Genomic DNA, 18434 nt, shown 5'->3' on the forward strand with positions numbered 1-18434 from the left:
CGTCAACTGCAGGTCCCTCGGTCGGTCTCCCACAGCAGACCACCCCGACCCCGACCACGCCATCCCCCAGTCACCCCACCGCCCCAAGTACCAAGAGCCCCGCGAACATCAACTGGGCGCTGGTCGCAGGGATCGGCACCCTGCTGGCCGCCTCCCTGGCCGGCGCCCTCGGGGTCCGCCGGATCCTCCAACAGCGCCAGCGCCGCGCCGGGCAGACCATCGCCCAAGACCCGGACCCCACCACCGTGCAACAGGTCTTGGGCACGGCCCTCGAGCCGGACGCAGTCGGGCTCCTCGACCGTGTCCTGCGCACCCTCGCCCACCACGCCGCCGAGGCAGAACGCGAACTGCCTGCCCTGCGCGGGGCCCGAATCGATGCCGACGGCATCACCCTGCTGCTCGACGAACCTGCCGCGCCAGTAACCCCCTTTGCCACCTGCGACGACCCACGAGCCTGGGCCCTGGACACCCAAGCGGTGCTGCTGCCCGCCGACCAGGCGAGCGACGTCCAAGCCCCCTACCCGGGACTGGTCACCCTCGGCGCGACCGAGACAGGTCTACTGCTGGCTGATCTCATGACATGCCGCGTACTGCTCCTGGACGGCGAAGCCGACGAAGTCCTCGAAGTCGCCCGCGCCCTCGCCCTGGAGCTCGGCACCTGTGCCTGGACCGACTACAGCGAAATCCTCACCACCGGACTCGGCGCCCGCCTGGCCAGGCTCCTGCCCCAGGGCCGCATCCGCACCATGCCCCACCTGCCTGCCGTCGCAGCCGACCTCGGCGAACTCCTCCTCGAAGCCCACCAGAGCGGTGAGCAGGTGCTGCCCTGGCTACTCATCGGCGCCAGCGACAGCGAGCAGGAACACGTCACCCAGCTCGCTGACGCCCTCGCCGCTGCCCGCACTCTGCACACTGCCGTCGTCCTGCCCGCTACCGACACCACCCGGCGCGCGTTCCCCCACGCCGAAATCCTCGACACCACGCGAGATCAAGACGTCCGCCTCGCGCTACTGGACGAGCCGGTGACCTTGCAGCGGATCACTGACGAGCAGTACCTGCAGTACGTCCACGCACTTCAGGTATCCGTGCAGGCACCCGCGACCGCGACCGGGGCGTGGGAGTTCGCCGAGGACCACGACCAGCCAGCGGCCACCGGCACGCCCTTGACCATGCGGGTGACCAGCGAGGACGCTCACGACCCGGGCAACCCCTTCCCCGCCCTCCTTGCGGCCACCATCGCAGGCGACGCCGCGGCTGCCGAGACCGAACCCGTGGACACGGCCGAGGCTGCCGACACCAAGGGCCAGCCCCCAGCCGGTACGCCAGACGAGCACGCCCGCCCGGGTCAGCCAAGCGAACTCATCCCTGCGGCCCGGTCCACAGCCGAACAGAGCGACGGGGACACGGCCGTCTGTATCGAGATGCTGGGACCGTTGCGCATCACGGGCGGCCTCGGATCCGCGCACAGCCCCCGCAACAACGCCATCGCGGCTTTGATCCACCTGCGCCCGGGACGTAGCGCCGAGTACCTGTGCCAGGCCATGGACCCCGTCAACCCCTGGTCCGCCCGCACCCTGCATTCACGCCTGTCCGAGCTCCGCAACCAGATCGGCCTGACCGACGACGGATACCCGCTGCTTCCGCGGCCCAAGAACGGCAACGGGTACACCTTCCACCCAGCCGTCACCTCCGACTGGGACCACTTCCGGCAGCTGGCCTCGCACGGGCTGGCCGCCGGTCCCAAGGGGGGCATCCCGGATTTGGAGAAGGCAATGGGGCTGGTCCGCGGCAAGCCGTTCGACGGCCGGGCCCTGCCCTGGGCCGACCATGTCATCCAAGACATGCTGTCGAGGATCACCGACACCGCCCATACCCTCGCGCGTTGGCACACCGACGGGGCCAACCCCGACCTCGACGCCGCCCGCCGCACCGTCCGGCAAGGCCTCGACGTGGAAGAGACCTCGGAAGTCCTCTACCGGGACCTCCTCCACATCGAATCGGCAGCCGGCAACACCGCTGCCATCCGCAAGATCATCGCCCGCCTGCAGCAGATGGCCCGCACCTACGACATCACCCTCGACACCCTCACCGAGGACACCATCGACCGCGTCCTGTCCGGCCGGCCCTCCCCCACGACAGCCGGGACCACGGCGACCTGATACCCAGCACGGCATATACGGGTGTGGGCCCCTGCAGTTGCAGGGGCCCACACCCATTTCAGAGCGGGCTGGCGGTCTAGTGTTCAGGCGAGTGCAGCCACCCGGTGACGGGCGGCGGCGAGAAGTTCGGCACGGGCCTGCCGCTCACCGGCAGGCTGCCGCGTCACCCACTCCTCCCGCACTTCCGCCACCGCCGCGCACACCGCCCGCACTTCTGCAGCCATCGCTTCGTCCAAGGCACCCAGCTGCGGACCGGTGACGACCACCGGCCCGTAGAAGCCGTAGGCGATCTCCATCCTCCGCCACACGGACGCCAGCACCCACGCTGGCAGATTCATCGCCAGCCGCTCAGCCTGACCCTTCCCATGTACATGGAACCGGGTCCTGCGGCGGTAGACCGCCGCATCCGCCGGACCGCCCACAGCCGTGCGCACCACCTGCCGCCGCCCCGCATCGTCACCCGGCCAGGGCAGCACGACGACCGCGCCACCCACATCGATCCGTAAGGCCGTGCCCACGTCACCCTCCTCATCAACACGTCTACCGTCAGCCTGGAAGCGATCGTCTGGCATCGACCGACAAACCGGGACCAACGGAGCCCCCGGATAGCTCACCAGTCCTGGCACAGCCCTGTCTTGCTTCCGTCGACCGGTGAGCAGGCTGCCAGTGACCGGGCGTGCAGAGGTGCAAGAGGCTGGTGAGGTCGGGGGCGGTCATGCTTGATAACCGACGGAGGCCTGATAGGTCACCGCCCATCCCGACTACCGGTGACCGGTCACACCGCAGGTCGTAGGGGTGCGTGCTATTGGACCGGTCGCGGCCGAAAATACCGAGTACGACGACGTGCTCGCCGACGCGGGCCGCTCGCGACCGGCTTACTGGTGACCTCGCACAGGCGAGGTGACAGCCGGTCACTCACCTATTTCGTCACCGGATTGGTCACCGAATCAGTCACCAGTCGCACCGTCACCAGAGCCGTGACCAGTTACCAGTCACCGGTCACCGGTCACGTCACAAGTTCACCGGTCTTCGGTCACGGTCTTCGGTCACGGTCTTCGGTCACCAGTCACCAGTCACCAGTCACAGAAGAAACCGGTCACCAGTCATCGGCAACAGAGGCATCAGTCATGCGGGGGCGGTCAGCTTCAGGCCGAGCGGAGGTGGACACGCCCCTGCTACTGACGCTGCTCGGTGAGGTGCTTGCAAGCGTCGATCACGCGGCACTGACCCGTCTCAGCCGATACCCCCGGGCGATGGGCCACCTCTGCTCCGGAGAGTTTCACGCCGGTCTCCTCGGCCTTGGTCAGCCAGGCAGCCAGGCAGCCACGGTGAGGATCTGCTGGTGGACCGGAACCAGGACAGGCTCGTCGGCCCTTCCCTGGTACGCATGCCGAGGCCTTTCGACTGCAGCGGATCCCCCTGAGCGCCCGCTCATACCTGTCTTTGACTTCTTCGACCGGCGAGATCAGCCGCGCCGCGGACATCCTCATCACCTCGATTTCGTTCAAAGGCCCGCGGTGTCGACCGACCACGCGAGGGGTCGTGGGGCTGGGGCGTCGCGGGGGTTGCGCCGTGGCTCACGATCCGCCATTGGCACCCAGGTAGCGGGCACGCTTTTGATGCTGCTCTCTCGTGAGGTACCGGCGGAGCCGGGAGCCCTCAGGGCACCAGATCTCGCGCGGGCATCGGTCGCAGGTGGTCACATGGCCTTGGTAGTTGGCGGCGGCGGAATCCGGGGCGGCTCGTAATCCCTGCCGCGCATAGCTGGGGCTGTTCTGCATGTCTGCATCGGGCGAGGGTGAATTCTGCTTGGCCGGGGCGGCTGTATCCACCTGAGGTGCGTCAACTACGGCGGCTTCCTCATGGTGTAAGGCTTGGTAGCCCCTGGTAGAGGCGTCACCTGACGCCCTCTGATCTGTCACGTGACGCCCCGTGGGGTGGTCATGTGACGCTTCCTGCTTCAGCTCGGCGTCATCACAGGCGGCGTCAGATGATGCTTCCTGCGCTTCAGGCGAGGCTTCGTCAGACCGCTTCATATGACGCCCTGTGGGCATGGCCCGCTTGTGGCGCAAGCGTCGGTCATGCTCTGAACTGGACAACACGGTCAGGGCGCGTTCCCAGTCGAGTCCCCTGCCGGTCTCTGTGTCCGCGCCGAGCGGGAAGGTGCACGCATAGGTTGCGGGCTTGGGGCTCCGCCCGCCGCGCGCATTGGCCGTTTTCCTGATCAATTGCATGGACTCGGCCGCGATGAGCACCTTTTGCACGGTGTCCTTGCTGCAACGCCCCACTGCCATGAGCGTGTCGATCCCCAGAAAAGCGTTCGTGCCGTCTTCGTTCGCGGCCTGTCCCACGGCTTGAAGAATCGCGAAGAACTGCGCGCCCAGAAACTTCCATTGCGGTTGATCTTTGCCGGCTTTGGGGACGTGCTTGGCGGCTCGGATCAGGAACCAGCGCCAAGAGTGCGCCGGCGCCCAACCGCGTGTGGCGGCTCCAGACCCGTCCTCTTTCTCGCGGTCGATCATGTTGACGAGACTACACGCTAGGTTTCCCTGCGAGCAACCAGGTATGTATATGGGAAACTCTGATGGCGGTTGCGTAGCCCTGACTGCCACGGCAACAGCTGAGATCGCTATGATGCGGACCATGGACAAGACGGCGAAACTGCTCGCCCTGGAGGCGGTAACCGAGCTGGAGCTCAGATTCATCGAAGCCGTGGAACACGGAAGACTCCGCGCGGAGCTGACCTACGAACAGCTCGGCAGCTACATCGGCATGTCCAAAAGCCAGATCAGCAAACGCCAAGACGGCCTGATCAAATACACCATCCGCGAGATGTACTACATCGGCCAACTCTTCGGCGTTGACCCCCTCGTCATGGCCGCAGGACTCGGCTCATGGCTCAACGACGTCGACCCCGCACAAGCCCTCCACCGCTTGGAAGACCCGGCGTCCACCCGAGCACCCAAATAGCAACAATCACCAACGGTGGGCGAGCGGTGGGGCAGCTCTCCCAGCAAGCCCCCGCCCGAGGCTGTACCCAACCTGCCCTCGCCCGAATGCCTCAGTGGCGGCAGACCCGACCGGTCCCGACCGAGACCGAGCAGGTATCGCGCGCACTGATGCCCCCAACAAAGCAGCGCACACCAGGCAGCACAACAAGGCGGGCCACTGGGCCGGCCGGGGCCTGAGGTAGTACGGGTGCTGCCTGTCCTCCAGTTCCTAGAACTGTGCCCTGTCGCCGATGTCCCGGGTGAACTCGCAGGCGACTCGATCGATGCCCTGGAACCGCACGCACAGCTTCGTGTCAGCGTCCTGCTGGAAACGCCCCCACGTATAGCTCAGCGTCTTGCCCTTTCGGGTTGCCGTCTTGGGCCCGTAGTACCGCTTCCCGTTCACATAGAGGGAAACTTCGCGCGCCTTCACGCTCCTCCCCGGGTTGGTCCAGATCGCAGTGGGCGTGTTCCAGAAGTTTCTGCCCTCCAACCGGATACAGATCTGAGGGCCGGAGACGTGGTGCGTGCACGAGCTGGAATCCGCAGCTGCCGGTCCCGCCGTCGACAGAGCAGCAACAACCGCAAGAACGGCAGCCGCATTCAGATAAATCATCTTCCGCATACCCGTTCAACAGCTCACCCGTGCCGGCACGACACGGCGGGGCACCGGCTTCCACCCCGACGAGCGATCCCTGTTCGAACGGGCGGTCACCACCATCTGTGAGGACGGGCTTCCCGCCGCTAATGTGGGCGTGTGACGGACGACTGCCGGGAATGCGGGTTCACCTACGACCTCGACCTGGCGACCTCGGTCGCCTCCCTTGCCCGGAATCAAGCGGCGCAGTTCGCGGACTTCCTGCACGGACCGCACGCCTGCGCGCCGCGGCCGGCCCCTGGGATCTGGTCGCCACTCGAGTACGCCTGCCACGTCAGAGACGTTCTCCTCGTCCAGCGTGAGCGGGTACTGGCCGCCCGGCGCAGCAACACCCCGGTAGCCGAGCCCATGGGCCGCGACGAACGCGTCGAGCACGACGGCTACGCCCTCCAGGAACCCGCCACCGTCGCCCGGCAGCTCACCGACGCGGCAGCACTGTTCGCCAACGTCCTGGACCGCCTGCCGCCCGACCACTGGGACCGCACCCTTATCTACAGCTACCCCCAACCCACCGAGCGAACCGTACGCTGGGTCGCCGTGCACACCCTGCACGAGCTGCGCCACCACCTGCACGACGCCCACCGCCAAGCCCCGAAGCCACACCCCGGGCAGACCGCCGAATCCTGACCAACTCCCACCGGCGGCGCCGTCGAACACCCGACGGCCGAGCCAACGCCTTCGGGTACCCCACCACCACCGCGGCGTCGAGGGCGACGTGGCTCGCCCACCCCCCGGTCTACGCCAAGGCGGCCACCCGCCGGCCCAGCAAGCCGGAGCCGACACCGTCGCCGACCGCCAGCACCATGTCGACCAGGTCGGGACGAAGGGAAACGGGGGCTGGCCGTAGTAGAAACCCCATGTGGACAGCCGGACGATCCCCGCCGGCGCGGGGGCGACGTGAGGCCAATCTGGATCGCGGCCTCGATGAGCGGGCCATCCTTGCGGGCGCGGGCGGCTCCGGCACCTACAAGGTGACCACACTGTACGACGGACGATCACCGTAGGCGCGCGAGCGACGGCTCCTTGGGGCGCTCCTCCTCCAACACCTCCGCACTATCCCCGCGGACGCGGGGTCCACGACTCGGCGTTCAGCGAGGTGACCGAGCACTGCGGACGATCCCCGCGGGCGCAGGGGCGACACCCCGTCGGGTGTCTTCTGGCAGCGAAGCAACGGACGATCCCCCGCGGGCGCGGGGGCGACTTCACCGCCCTCACCCTCGACTGCGGGGTGCGCGGACGATCCCCGCGGGCGCGGGGGCGACCTACTCGCCGCGCTGCTCGCGACGGAATCAGAAGGACGATCCCCGCGGGCGCGGGGGCGACCATCATCGATGTCCGGCACATAGGTGATCTCGCGGACGATCCCCGCGGGCGCGGGGGCGACTCGCGACAACACCGACTGTCGGGCCATACGCACGGACGATCCCCGCGGGCGCGGGGGCGACAGGCGTAGCCAGTCCCCTATGTCCGAATCAGACGGACGATCCCCGCGGGCGCGGGGGCGACAGTCGTGCGCTGGAACGGCATCAGGCGATCTCCGGACGATCCCCGCGGGCGCGGGGGCGACCACCAGGCAACCGCCCGCCGCTGCCACTACCAAGGACGATCCCCGCGGGCGCGGGGGCGACACCCGTCAGTCCACCATGCCACTGAACGAGGGCGGACGATCCCCGCGGGCGCGGGGGCGACCCTGCCTGGCAGCCGGACGCCGCCCGCCACCGCGGACGATCCCCGCGGGCGCGGGGGCGACCTTCGGAAAGGCAGCATGGCGGTTGGTACGCTCGGACGATCCCCGCGGGCGCGGGGGCGACATCACCGCGCCCCTTGTCGCGTCCGCCGCCGCCGGACGATCCCCGCGGGCGCGGGGGCGACACGGCCTTCCCGTCACCCGGTGCGGCCTGCCCCGGACGATCCCCGCGGGCGCGGGGGCGACGGGGCGGATGGCGTCGAGGTGTTCCTCGGCGGCGGACGATCCCCGCGGGCGCGGGGGCGACTGGCTCGTCAGCCCCTGGCACCCCGCCCACTGCGGACGATCCCCGCGGGCGCGGGGGCGACGTCGTTCGGGTCGCCAGTCCAGGCGAGTAGGCCGGACGATCCCCGCGGGCGCGGGGGCGACGGTACGACGCCGGCAGGGAGATCATCGCTGGCCGGACGATCCCCGCGGGCGCGGGGGGCGACTACTCGGTCGCGCCCGGGTCAGCCTCCACCAGCGGACGATCCCCGCGGGCGCGGGGGCGACCCCGTAGGCGTCCGTGCCAGTCACAGAGCCCCCGGACGATCCCCGCGGGCGCGGGGGCGACCAGCGGGTAGGCGAAGGTCACCCTCATAGGTGCGGACGATCCCCGCGGGCGCGGGGGCGACCGCGACGAGCTGGCCGTCCTGGGCCGTCACGCCGGACGATCCCCGCGGGCGCGGGGGCGACCCGAGCCCGGCAGCGGCCGACGCGGTGCGCTACGGACGATCCCCGCGGGCGCGGGGGCGACCCGGGGAAACGTGGATGGACATGTTCACCTCTCGGACGATCCCCGCGGCGCGGGGGCGACGTGGACGCGGTGCAGTCGTAGGTGTTGCGGACCGGACGATCCCCGCGGGCGCGGGGGCGACCTGCTCCTCTATCGCGGCCGCCTGCTGGTCGTCGGACGATCCCCGCGGGCGCGGGGGCGACCAGGCCGAAGTGCAGCTGCGTGACCTTCGAGTCGGACGATCCCCGCGGGCGCGGGGGCGACCCGCGCTGGGCCGCCTCCTTCTCCGCGCGCTCCGGACGATCCCCGCGGGCGCGGGGGCGACGCGCCGACCTTGGCGGTGGCGCCGAGGTGCGGGGGACGATCCCCGCGGGCGCGGGGGCGACAACAGGCGGCCGTCCTGGCCGTCCTCGGCCAACGGACGATCCCCGCGGGCGCGGGGGCGACCAGCTGCTCCCGGCGCTGACGCCGCTACTCAACGGACAATCCCCGCGGGCGCGGGGGCGACCACGGATGCGGTGCTCGCCGCGGTGTGGGGCGTCGGACGATCCCCGCGGGCGCGGGGGCGACAAGAGGATGAAATCGGTACCCACGGTCTCCGGCGGACGATCCCCGCGGGCGCGGGGGCGACCAGGCCCGGACGAAGCCGCGGATGCCGTACGCCGGACGATCCCCGCGGGCGCGGGGGCGACTACGCGGGCCGCATCCTCAGGGAACGGGTGGCCGGACGATCCCCGCGGGCGCGGGGCGACGCCACGGTCGTGGAGCCGGAACCGGCCTGCCCCGGACGATCCCCGCGGGCGCGGGGGCGACACTTCCTGAGCTGTGGCTTTATCGGGCTGAGTGGTTGTTTTCGTTTGGTTGTTTTTGGGGGCGGGCGGAAAGGATCAGGCCGTCGAAGTCGACGGGCTGCCACCGGTCGCGGCCTGCGGTGCGGACGGCCCAGCCTTGTTCGTTCGCGGCTGGTTCGATGAGGATGGCTTGGCCGTCGCCGATTCGGGTGGCCAGTAGTTCCCATAACCGGTCGCGGATGCGGCGGCTGGGGTTGCCCACGAATACTCCGGCGCTGGCCTCGACCATCCAGCGTGTGAGGTGTCCGCGGAGGCCTTCTGGGGCTGCGACGAGGATGATGACGGTCATGGTGTCGGCGCGGCCTCGTCCATCTCAGGACCGATGACGGCGATGTGGTTGTCGGTCATTCCGTGTGCTGAGAGGTCTGCGTGACTGGCGTAGTTGGTTCCTCCGGGGACGGCGCCGAGGTGTTCGTCCCACAAGAGGTTCGCTTCGGAGTCCTCGAACTCTGTCCCTTCGGGGGTGAGGAGGTTCTTGACGTCGGTGACGATGCGGCCGAGGAGCTTGTCGCGGGCGATGAGGTCTCGTAGGCCAAGTCGGGCGTCGCGCTCTTCCGTGAGGCCTTGGGCAGCGAGGTCGAATGAGAGCGGGATGGTGTATTCGGCTTTGTAGAGGTCGGCGATGTCCAGGACGAAGGAGGTGGCTTTGCCTGTGTGGACGAAGCCGAGTCCTGGGCTGGCTCCGAGTCCGATGATGACTGCGTGGCAGATGCCGTAGAGGGCGGCGTTGGCCGCCGATAGGAGGCGGTTGAGGTCGTCGCCGGCGGCGAAGGCGTCGCCGGCTTTGTAGAGGCGGCCGTTCCAGGTGACCCCGGTGCGTTCGGCCTGGGCGCGGTAGTACTTGCGGATGCGGGTGCCTTCGCGGCCGCGGAGTTGCTGCATGGTGAGGGTGGAGACGTCCTCGCCGGGGAAGCGCATGCCGTACATGGGGCGGGCGACGGCGAGGCGTTCCTTGGGGCGGGTGACGAGCCAGGCCTGGCGGTGGAGGAGGCCGGCGCCGCGGCTGGGGCCGAGGCCGGCGGCGTACATGCGGACGCCTTGCTCGCCCACCCAGCACACGGTGGTGCCTGAGTCGGCGAGCAGGCTGATGGCTGCGTGGGTGGTGCGTGTGCCGGGGCCGAGGAGCATGACGGCGACCATGGCTGCGGGGACGCGGACCGTTTGGCGTTTGTTGATGATGACGATGGCGTTCTCGTCGCGGTCCAGGTGGCTGCGTTCCACGTAGACGCTGGAGACGCGGTCGGCGAGGCGGTGCAGGTCCTGGGGGTCGGCCTTCCACCAGATGTTGGGCATGGGTGGTCATGGCCTTTCGGGTAGCGGGGCGAGGGTGAGCAGTCCGCATCCGTAGGCCTTGGAGGGGCCGATGCCTGCCAGGAGGTGTTCGGTGAGCAGGGCGGGGTCTGTGATGCGCAGGCGGCCTTCGAAGGTCACGGAGTTCATCACGACTTGGGCTTCCTTCGTGGTGGTCGGGCCTTTGTCGAAGGAGCGGCGTTGGCGGGTGGTGATGCGGATGTCGCGTGGGGGCTGGTTGTCGGCGTTGTGGGTTTCGTCGAGGTGGGGGGCGGTGGGGACGTCGAATCCCCAGCGTGCGGTGCGGGTGAGGAACCAGTCGAGCTGGGCTGTGGCGGTGCGGTGGCCGAGACGGAAGCCGCGCAGTCGGCCGCCGGCGTCGATGCGTGTCTGCTGGCGGGCGGTGGGTTTGTCGGGGCGGGTGGTGTTCTGGACGGGGTTGGCGGTGAGGCGGAAAGCGAAGGTGCGGCCGGGTGCGAGCTGCTGCAGGAGCGGGGCGTAGTCGCGTATGGCGTAGTGCTCGCCTTCGGCGCCGGGCCAGCCTGCTTGTTCGACGAGGTGGGTCCAGTCCGGTTTGTCGGTGGTGAGGACGAAGAGGTGGGGGCGGTGGGGGTTGTCCGGGTCGAGCCGCCACAGGGTGCGTGCTTGTTCGGGCAGGCCGGGGAGGCCGCCTTGGACGGCGGCATGCATCGCACGGGGGCTGGCGAGGAGTTTGCGGCTTTTTGCGCGCAGGGGGTTGATGCGGATGCGGGAGAGGAAGGGCATGTCGGGTCACCAGCCCAGGAGGGCGAAGGGGTCGTGGCCGCCGGTGGTCTGGGGGCGTGCGGGGTGGGGTGTGAGGCCGGTGGGCGCTTGGAGGTAGGTGTGCCGAATGCGGCGGGTGGTGAAGGTTCGGGCCTGGGGGGCGAAGGAGAGGGGCACGTCGTCGCGGACTTCGTCTCCTGCCGGGTCGTCGAGGGTCGCGGGCAGGTCGATGTGGGCTGCGTCGCCGTTCTGGCGGCCCCACCGCTTGCGTACGGCTGGGGCTGCCTGCCAGGGCTCTGCGCGCAGGGCATCTTCGAGGGGGCCGGTGCGCTGTCCCAGGCACAGGGGTTGTGCGGGGGCGCAGGAGCGGCGGCCCAGGGCGAGGGGGAAGGCGGGGTGGGTGATGGCGTGTTCGAGGGTGTTAATGAGGCCTTGGGGGCCTTGGACTACGGCGAGGAAGACGGCGTCCTGTAGGTAGAAGCGTTGGGTGATATGGCTGTGTTTGGCGGGTGAGGTGGGCTTTTGTCGTCCTTTGACGGTGACGGCGGCGGACAAGAGTGGCTGGCCGCGGTAGTCGCTGACGGTGTGGTAGTCGCGCAGGATGCTTCCGGGCTGGTCGATGCGGATGCCGAGGGCGAGGCCGGCGAGGTCGTCCAGGGGTGCGTGGCGTGGGCGGCCGGCGGCTGCCGCGAGGAGGCCGACGATGCCGGATTTGGTGGGTTCGGGTCGGGTTTCGCGCCGGTTGAAGGTGCTGCGGTCTCCCCAGGACTGCAGGGGACCGGCGAGACGGATGAGGAGGACGGCGCTGGGGTCGGGGTTGCTCACGCCTGGGCTCCCAGGGCGCAGGTGATGCGGGCGCGCAGGGTGGTGCGCAGGTCGGCGAAGGTGACAGGCGTGCCGAAGGCCTGGGTGAGGGTTTCGGCGGTGTCCTTGGTGCGGGGTTCGCCGGTGGTGAAGGTGTGGCTGGCGGCGTTGTAGAGGGGGGTGTCTCCCCATACCTGGGTGGCGGTGATGTGTTCTTCGGCCAGGCGGCGCGCGGAGGCGGCCTGGATGCCGGCTTCTGCCGGGACGGGCTCCTCGAAGGCGGAGACGAGGTTGACGGGCTGGTCGGTGCGTACGACGACGGCCACGAGGCTGGGCCGGGTCCGGTGGGCGAAGGAGTTCTTGTAGCCGGTGGGGGCGGAGAGGGCGAAGCTGTCGACGAAGTGGTCGAGCGCGTCGAGGGCTGCCTCGGTGTCGCCGCCGAGGTTGTCGGTGAGCTGGGTGAATCCGACGGTGGCGTAGCGGTAGAGGGTGGCGGAGTTGAAGCCGATGGTGCCGATCATTCCGGCGCCGGTTTCGTCTTTTTCGTTCTGGTCGTCGACGGCGGTGAAGTAGTCGAATTCGAGCTGTGTCTCGTGGGTGGACAGGGCGTGGGCGACCTGGACAGCGGCGTCGACGTTGAGTTTGGGGATGTCGGCGACCATCCGGCCGAAGAGAGCTACGCCCATGGGGTGTCCGGTGGTGAAGGCTTCTGCGACGGGCAGCTCCTTGACGGCTTCGGCCAGGGCCTTGTCGTCCAGCGCGGCCAGGCCGGCGGCCTGCCCGTTGATCAGGGCGGCGACCTCGTCGAGCTGAGCGTTGCCGTAGAAGAGGAGGTATGCGGTGTCTCCGGCCTTCTTGCCCTGGCTGAGGCCGAGCTGGGCCAGCAGGGCGGCGGCGATCCGCCGGGCGCCGTCGTCGTCCAGGCCGCCGGCGTTGGCCTTGATACGGGTGGCGAGTTCGCCCGTGATGCGCTTGGTGCGGGTGGAGCGCTCGGCCTCGGGGGCTTGGTTGTCGAAGTGCTGGCGCGATGCCCGCTTCCATGCCTGGGAGGAGACGCGGGAGCGACGGACTCCTCCGTAGACGGCTTCCTTCGGGTTGCCTTGGTCGTCGCGGTTGAGATTGGCGGGCGGGACGGTCTGGATGACGTGTACATCGATGTAGAGGCGCTGGTTCATCGGATGGCTCCATGCTGTGCGGTTGGGCTGGTTGCGGCGGGCGGTGCGGGCTGCTGGATGTCAGGGGCGGGGCGGGGCGGCGGCCGGCTTCTGGGTCCAGGCGTAGTAGTCCAGGCCCCAGCGGCGGCGCACGCGGGTGCGTGAGTCGGGCCGGTTCCAGTGGAGGATGTCGTTGGCGAGCTGGTTGTAGTCGAGGGGCTGTTTGATGTCCCTGAGCTGGGTGATCAGGCCGCGCAGGCGGAGCTGGAGGGCCTGGGACGAGGTCGCGGAGAACGTCTGCTGGAAGCGTCCGTCGACTGCCGCTTCGCTGGTGCGGTCGTGGCGGCGGAGTTCGAGCATGGCCCGGCCGAGGCCGACGGCGTCACGGTGCATCGGCCGGTCCTGGCTCTGCTGGTGCAGTCCGTAGAGCGCGAGTGCCATGTGTTCGGCCTCCTGCGCGAGCGAGACCTCTCCGCGGCGTGCGGCGAAGTCGTCGATGGGGCAGGTGTAGAACGCGAACATCTCCAGCACGGTTCCGGCGGGGCGGCCAAGGCCCTTGCGCAGTACTGCGAGGTCTTCTCCTGGCGGGCGTTTGTCCGCCGGGCTGCCGGAGGTGCGGCGCCAGGTGCCGTCCGCGGCGATGTAGCGGTGCCAGATTCGCTGCCGTGTGTGATCTTCTTCGGTCAAGGCCGTGTCCAGACGTGATGAGGGTTCGGTGCCGCGGGAGGGCATGCGGGCATGCTTTGGGGGCTCGGGTGCGGCCCGGCCGGGGCCGGGCGCTCACGAGCCGCGGGTGGGCCTACTGGCCGTCGGAACGTGTGCCGCGGCGAGTGGCGTCAGCCCGGTGGAGGATTTCTGCTCGCCGCCTCAGGAAGGAGGCCTCGGCGAGCGGGACGCGGTGGATGCGTTCCGGTTTGCCTTCCCCTTGGGAGGTGCTTCTCCCGGCGTAGGCGGCGACCGGCACTGCCTGCAGGAGGCGGTCGGCGATCTCCCAGCTCCGGCGCCAGGCGAGTTGTTCCCATGCGAGCTGGCCGGCTTCGATGCGCTCAAGGTCCTCCAGCCCCCTCATTCCTGCCAGGAGCCGCCGCACCAGCGGGTCCAGGGCGTGCAGGACGAGTTCGCCGGGGCGCTGCCCCTTGTCCCAGGGGATCGGGTCGGTGCCGAGTGCGCGCCGCAGATCCGCTGAGAGGTGGTTGACCGCGGTGGCCAGCTGTTCGGCTTGTTCGGCGACTTCGAGGAGGGCGGAGCGGACGTCGCTGTCGGCGTCTAGGGCGGCCAGCGGCAGGGGCAGGTCGTCGAACATCACGTCGTCGATGACGGCTGACTGGTTGCCGTAGGCGATGCCGGAGAGTTCCACGCGCAGCGGATAGCTCTCGCCGAGCTCGAACATGAGGGCGCCGGCCTGGTCCAGGAGCTTGCTCGTGGCGAACCCGCTCGTCTTTTCCCCTGCGTCCCGGGACTGGCGCTCGGGTGCCAGGAGGGCGTCGAGTCCGCGCCAGGCGGCCTTGCCCGGCTGGAGCCGCAACGGGCGGCGGGGAGTGGTCGTGTCGCGTTTGTCTTTTGCTGGGCTGCGGCCGCCGGTCGGCTCGATACGCCACATAGTGTGCGGCTCGGTCTCGGGCGTGTGCGGCATGCGGTCGCCGGCGGCGACCAGGACGCGGGTCACCCGCAGGCCTTCATCGGTCGCCTCCGGAATGAGCCGGATCCGGCGGGACTGCCAGGTCCACAGATCCAAGAGCCCCTGGGGTGCTCGTGTCTGCCACTGGGGGGTGCCGGCCGGCCTCGGGTCGGCGGGATCTCGTCGATGCCACTGGGGCAGGTCGCTCGATGTCGGCGGTGCACCGACCGGGATGTTCAGCAGCAGCGTCTCGAAGAGCGTTCTGCCGGCCAGCAGGGTGACGCCCATCTGGCCGAGGGGCCCGGTCGGGTTGCCGGTCGTCTTTCCGGCCTTCGCCTGCGGGTCGCCCACGGCGCCCGTCTTGATCGCGGCGGTGTCCCAGCACTGGGTGTGCAGCAACCAGTGCGCTGCCTGCGCCGGAGTCAGCGAGAAGGCGTCGCCCTCCGTACGCGAGGCGAACAGGGGGACGTTGTTGCCGGTGGCCGCGGTCGCGACGATCAGCCCGGCGGTCTTCGTCTCGCCCTTCGCGGTGGACAGCCCGGCGACCTGGGCGAAAGGCTGCACCGGATCGAAGAGGTCGAACAGTGCCCGGTGCTCGTCCAGGTACTCCTGGAGCCTGAGGCGCTGGACGGGTGACCACTGCCCCTGGGAGTACCAAGCCATCCACTCGCGCTCGTCGGCCGGGCGGCCCAGAGCGGCGACGATCACGGGGAGCAGGACCTGCCGCAGAACTGCGGGCTTCTGCGTGGGGAGCTCCACCACCAGGTCGCCGAACTGGTGTGCCTCCAGCAGCGCTGTGCGTAACGGGTGTTCCTGTGCCGGGTCTCCCGCGATGGACGGTAAGAGCAGCCAGGGATCGTCCGTCAGGGAAAAGCCATGAGTCATCGGTACCCCTTGAGGGAATCTCTTATGTTTGAAGCTAGCAGCGGTATGGGAGAGAGGCGGTGCGTTTTCTCCAACTGGCTGCGACAATCGGGTAGTTGACCCCGATCGCTGGCTGTCAGGTCCGCGGCGGGGATGGTCCCCTCTTCTGTTTGCCTCGCAGACCGGGGTTCGCCTCGACCCCGCGCTCAGCGGGGCATCGAGCCGCCGGGCTCTCGCCTGGCGGCTCACCGCACCTCCCAGGCGGCTTCCGGCACGGCCCGCCACCGGGGCTCCTCTACCTCTCCCTCAGCCCGAACCGCTCGTCGTAGGAGACGGTGAAATCGCCCAGGCGGGCTCTGCCTGAGGCGTCCAGCACCAGAGCGCGGCTGCGCCGCAACCACGGATGCCCGTGCCAGGCGGGCAACGGACCCAGTTCGAGAGCCGGCCCGGTGAGCTTGGAGGGCAACCTCACCGTCGAGCCCAAGACCTCCTCCAGCATGTCGAAGGCCACATCGCCGTTGACGCTGAGGGCCCGCCCCGACAAGGTACGAAAGACCGCGCCGCCTTCGTCCCGGACGACGAGGACCACCTCGACGGATTCGTCGCCGTCACGTACCGCCGCCTGCAGCGCGGCCTCATCGCTGCCCGCCGTGGATCCGCCGTAGTGCAGAGCGGCCAGGGTCCGCCGTTCGTGCTCACCGGGCGCAGTCAGCAAAAACTTCCGCGCTTCCTCCGCCCGGGCGCGGTCCCGCTCGCTCTGCTCCCGGCCGGCAGCCTCTCCGGCCTCCTGCCAGGCGTGCGGAAGCAGCGACGCATCCCCGCCGTACACACGGTCCACCAGGGCGGGTACGTCTTGGGGCACCGACCAGCCCGCGCCTTCACCGGGCAGTACGGCAGCCGTACGCAGCAGCAGATGACGCCCGTAGATCATCTCGCTGGCGAAAAGGAAGGCCGGCTCCCGGCCTTCGCGCGGCTGGAAGCCGGTGATGAATACCTTGGGCGCGCGCAGCCTGGCCGGGCGGTCCGTGCCGTCGTGGCGGTGGAGGCGTCCGATGCGCTGCAGCAGGAGGTCGACGGGAGCCAGATCCGTCACGAGCAGGTCGGCGTCGACGTCGAAGGACTGCTCGGCGAGCTGCGTCGCCACCAGGATCAGCCGCCCGCCCGGCAGCCGGGGCCTGCGCGGCCCGAGCAGGCTCAGGCACTCCTCGGTCAGATCGGCACGCCGGGCCACGGTGAAGCGGGCGTGCAGGAGACGCACTTCCGCGTCGCCGAAACGGCCGCGCAGCTCTTCGAAGAGGCTCTGCGCCCGCGCGACGGTATTGCGGATGACCAGAGCGGTCCCGCCGCCGGCCAGTTCACCCTCCAGCAGATCCCCCACGGCGGTGTCCGCCTCGCTCTGCAGCTTCTCCCGCTCCTCGCGCCCGCACCCGGCGCCCGCAATCCTCTCCGGCAACGCGCGCACGGCCACCGGGAGGTCCGGGCGCCAGCTCTGCGTCGCGGCCGCATGGAACTGCGGCTTGCCACAGGCCAGCCAGGCCGTGGTGACACGCGGATAGCCCTGCGGAGCCGGAACCTGCACCCGCAGCTCCTCCTTCGACGCCGCACCGGCAAGGTAGGACTCGAACAAAGCCTGCCGCTGAGCGGGGGCCAGGGTGGCGGACAGGACGATCACGGGCACACCCGCCTGGCCCAGCCAGCGCAGCGCCTCCCCCAGAAACTGGCTCATGTACACATCGCACGCGTGGACTTCATCGAGCACCACGACCTTGCCCGCAAGCCCCGCCATCCGCAGCATCCCGTGCCGCGTACGGGTCGCCGCGTACAGCAGCTGATCGACGGTTCCCACCACGAACGGCGCCAAAAGCCCCCGCTTGTGCCCCAGGAACCAGTCCGCCGGCGCCTTTCGCTCCCGCTCACCACACCCGTCGTGTGCCAGACCGTACGGGTCGTCATCCAGCCCGAACTCATCCACACCCCCGTACGCCTGGTCCGCAGCGGCCCCCGCGCTGTCCAGGAGTGCCTTCCATTCCCGGTTGAAGGCTCTCTTGCCGTGGAGCAGAACCACCCTGGAGGCAAGGTCCGCGTCGATGGCCTCCAGCCAGCGCCGCGTGCGGGTGAACATGGGATCGCTCGTCGCCTGGGTCGGCATGCCCACGAACACGCCATCCGCACCGAACCTGGCGGCCATCACCTCCGCTGCGGCCTGGGCCGCCTCCGTCTTGCCCTCCCCCATCGGCGCCTCAACCACCATCAGCCCCGGGCCGCCCATCGCGCGCGCAGCACCGACGACCATCGCCTGCGACCGCCGCGGCTCGTATCCGAACCGGTCCCCGAACGCCTCGGGCCCCGGAACAGTCAGCGCCCCCCAGCCCCGCTCAAGGCCCAGCGCCCGCCACCCCGCCGCCGCCCGCTCACGCGAAGCATCCGCGCTCACCCGCTTCAGGTCGTCCACCCCGGTGAAGAAACGCTCGTCGCTCGCGATCCAGTCCGCCATGACCATCAGACCGCTCAACTGCAACTGCAACGCCCGCGACGGAACCACCACAGGCTGCAGATCACCCAGGCCCTCAAACCCCATCTCCCGGGTGAAAACGTCCAGCACCACCTGCTGAACCTCCCGCCACAGCCCCTTCCCCCTCAACTGCCCCTTGGCCGTCCTGGGCTCCTGCACATCCCTCAGCGACGGAAACGCGCCATGATGCCCCGCCACCAAAGGCCACACCCAGTCCACCTGCTCCGCCGGCCAGCCGGCCAAAACCAGCAGCTCACGCGCCATCAACCCCCCGGCCCAGTCGTGACGCCAGCGCCCCTGGCTCCTGGCCCCCGCCCCCGCAGCCGAC

14 protein-coding genes and 2 CRISPR repeat arrays are annotated in these 18434 nt (G+C 69.7%); of the genes, 3 read left to right on the forward strand and 11 right to left on the reverse strand.

Features of this window, described 5'->3' with window-relative positions; translation table 11 throughout:
- Window positions 1–2159, forward strand: a 2159-nt coding sequence (locus ACS04_RS20325) for an AfsR/SARP family transcriptional regulator (protein WP_048478085.1), incomplete at its 5' end; no start/stop codon positions are given.
- 83 nt (window positions 2160–2242) lie between these two features.
- Here the strand turns inward: ACS04_RS20325 and ACS04_RS20330 are convergent.
- Both ACS04_RS20330 and ACS04_RS38240 read right to left on the reverse strand, forming a co-directional pair.
- Complete coding sequence (locus ACS04_RS20330) at window positions 2243–2677, reverse strand: hypothetical protein (protein ID WP_048478086.1); 435 nt, start codon at window positions 2675–2677, stop codon at window positions 2243–2245.
- A 1059-nt stretch (window positions 2678–3736) separates the two neighbouring features.
- Window positions 3737–4681, reverse strand: a complete 945-nt coding sequence (locus ACS04_RS38240; RefSeq protein WP_158977364.1) for a hypothetical protein — start codon at window positions 4679–4681, stop codon at window positions 3737–3739.
- Between the two features lie 121 nt (window positions 4682–4802).
- On the opposite strand from ACS04_RS38240, the gene ACS04_RS20335 reads away from it, so the two are divergent.
- A complete protein-coding gene (locus ACS04_RS20335; protein ID WP_158977366.1) occupies window positions 4803–5129 on the forward strand; it encodes a hypothetical protein in 327 nt (108 codons plus the stop codon).
- 249 nt (window positions 5130–5378) lie between these two features.
- Here ACS04_RS20335 and ACS04_RS38245 read toward each other — a convergent pair whose 3' ends face one another.
- On the reverse strand, window positions 5379–5774 hold the full coding sequence (locus tag ACS04_RS38245; protein WP_158977369.1) for a hypothetical protein: 396 nt from the start codon (window positions 5772–5774) through the stop codon (window positions 5379–5381).
- Between the two features lie 132 nt (window positions 5775–5906).
- Here ACS04_RS38245 and ACS04_RS20345 point away from each other — a divergent pair, with 132 nt between their 5' ends.
- Window positions 5907–6434, forward strand: coding sequence for a DinB family protein (locus ACS04_RS20345; RefSeq protein ID WP_078865030.1), 528 nt, complete (start codon window positions 5907–5909; stop codon window positions 6432–6434).
- Between the two features lie 606 nt (window positions 6435–7040).
- Window positions 7041–8291: a CRISPR direct-repeat array (repeat unit 29 nt; unit sequence CGGACGATCCCCGCGGGCGCGGGGGCGAC).
- A gap of 91 nt (window positions 8292–8382) precedes the next feature.
- Window positions 8383–9082: a CRISPR direct-repeat array (repeat unit 29 nt; unit sequence CGGACGATCCCCGCGGGCGCGGGGGCGAC).
- A gap of 18 nt (window positions 9083–9100) precedes the next feature.
- Here ACS04_RS20345 and cas2e read toward each other — a convergent pair.
- The 8 genes from cas2e to cas3 form a co-directional block, all read right to left on the reverse strand.
- Window positions 9101–9409, reverse strand: a complete 309-nt coding sequence (gene cas2e, locus ACS04_RS36405) for a type I-E CRISPR-associated endoribonuclease Cas2e (protein WP_078865032.1) — start codon at window positions 9407–9409, stop codon at window positions 9101–9103.
- Window positions 9406–10413: a type I-E CRISPR-associated endonuclease Cas1e gene (gene cas1e / locus ACS04_RS20350; RefSeq protein WP_048478089.1), complete on the reverse strand. Its 1008-nt coding sequence runs from the start codon at window positions 10411–10413 to the stop codon at window positions 9406–9408. The genes cas2e and cas1e overlap by 4 nt, the downstream gene beginning before the upstream one ends.
- Before the next feature lie 6 nt (window positions 10414–10419).
- Window positions 10420–11175 (reverse strand): type I-E CRISPR-associated protein Cas6/Cse3/CasE, encoded by a 756-nt coding sequence (gene cas6e / locus ACS04_RS20355; protein WP_048478090.1) that lies wholly within the window; start codon window positions 11173–11175, stop codon window positions 10420–10422.
- Window positions 11176–11181: 6 nt separating this feature from the next.
- Window positions 11182–11979, reverse strand: coding sequence for a type I-E CRISPR-associated protein Cas5/CasD (cas5e, locus tag ACS04_RS20360; RefSeq protein ID WP_048478091.1), 798 nt, complete (start codon window positions 11977–11979; stop codon window positions 11182–11184).
- Window positions 11976–13133 carry a type I-E CRISPR-associated protein Cas7/Cse4/CasC gene (gene cas7e, locus ACS04_RS20365; protein WP_048478092.1) on the reverse strand — a complete coding sequence of 386 codons (1158 nt, stop codon included), beginning with the start codon at window positions 13131–13133 and terminating at the stop codon, window positions 11976–11978. The genes cas5e and cas7e overlap by 4 nt, the downstream gene beginning before the upstream one ends.
- Window positions 13134–13193: 60 nt before the next feature.
- Window positions 13194–13799 (reverse strand): type I-E CRISPR-associated protein Cse2/CasB, encoded by a 606-nt coding sequence (gene casB, locus ACS04_RS20370; RefSeq protein ID WP_053080853.1) that lies wholly within the window; start codon window positions 13797–13799, stop codon window positions 13194–13196.
- A gap of 112 nt (window positions 13800–13911) precedes the next feature.
- On the reverse strand, window positions 13912–15615 hold the full coding sequence (gene casA, locus ACS04_RS20375) for a type I-E CRISPR-associated protein Cse1/CasA (RefSeq protein WP_053080854.1): 1704 nt from the start codon (window positions 15613–15615) through the stop codon (window positions 13912–13914).
- Window positions 15616–15889: 274 nt separating this feature from the next.
- On the reverse strand, window positions 15890–18434 hold a 2545-nt coding region (cas3, locus tag ACS04_RS20380; protein WP_078865034.1), incomplete at its 5' end, for a CRISPR-associated helicase Cas3'.

This window comes from Streptomyces roseus (genome assembly GCF_001044425.1).
In the GTDB taxonomy this organism is placed as follows: domain Bacteria; phylum Actinomycetota; class Actinomycetes; order Streptomycetales; family Streptomycetaceae; genus Streptomyces; species Streptomyces roseus.

Excerpts from the sequence above, each read along its gene's own strand:
- ACS04_RS38240 (WP_158977364.1), bottom strand. The coding sequence starts at position 4,681 with ATGATCGACCGCGAGAAAGAGGACGGGTCTGGAGCCGCCACACGCGGT.
- ACS04_RS20335 (WP_158977366.1), top strand. The coding sequence starts at position 4,803 with ATGGACAAGACGGCGAAACTGCTCGCCCTGGAGGCGGTAACCGAGCTG.
- ACS04_RS38245 (WP_158977369.1), bottom strand. The coding sequence starts at position 5,774 with ATGCGGAAGATGATTTATCTGAATGCGGCTGCCGTTCTTGCGGTTGTT.
- cas2e (WP_078865032.1), bottom strand. The coding sequence starts at position 9,409 with ATGACCGTCATCATCCTCGTCGCAGCCCCAGAAGGCCTCCGCGGACAC.
- cas1e (WP_048478089.1), bottom strand. The coding sequence starts at position 10,413 with ATGCCCAACATCTGGTGGAAGGCCGACCCCCAGGACCTGCACCGCCTC.
- cas6e (WP_048478090.1), bottom strand. The coding sequence starts at position 11,175 with ATGCCCTTCCTCTCCCGCATCCGCATCAACCCCCTGCGCGCAAAAAGC.
- cas7e (WP_048478092.1), bottom strand. The coding sequence starts at position 13,133 with ATGAACCAGCGCCTCTACATCGATGTACACGTCATCCAGACCGTCCCG.
- casA (WP_053080854.1), bottom strand. The coding sequence starts at position 15,615 with ATGACTCATGGCTTTTCCCTGACGGACGATCCCTGGCTGCTCTTACCG.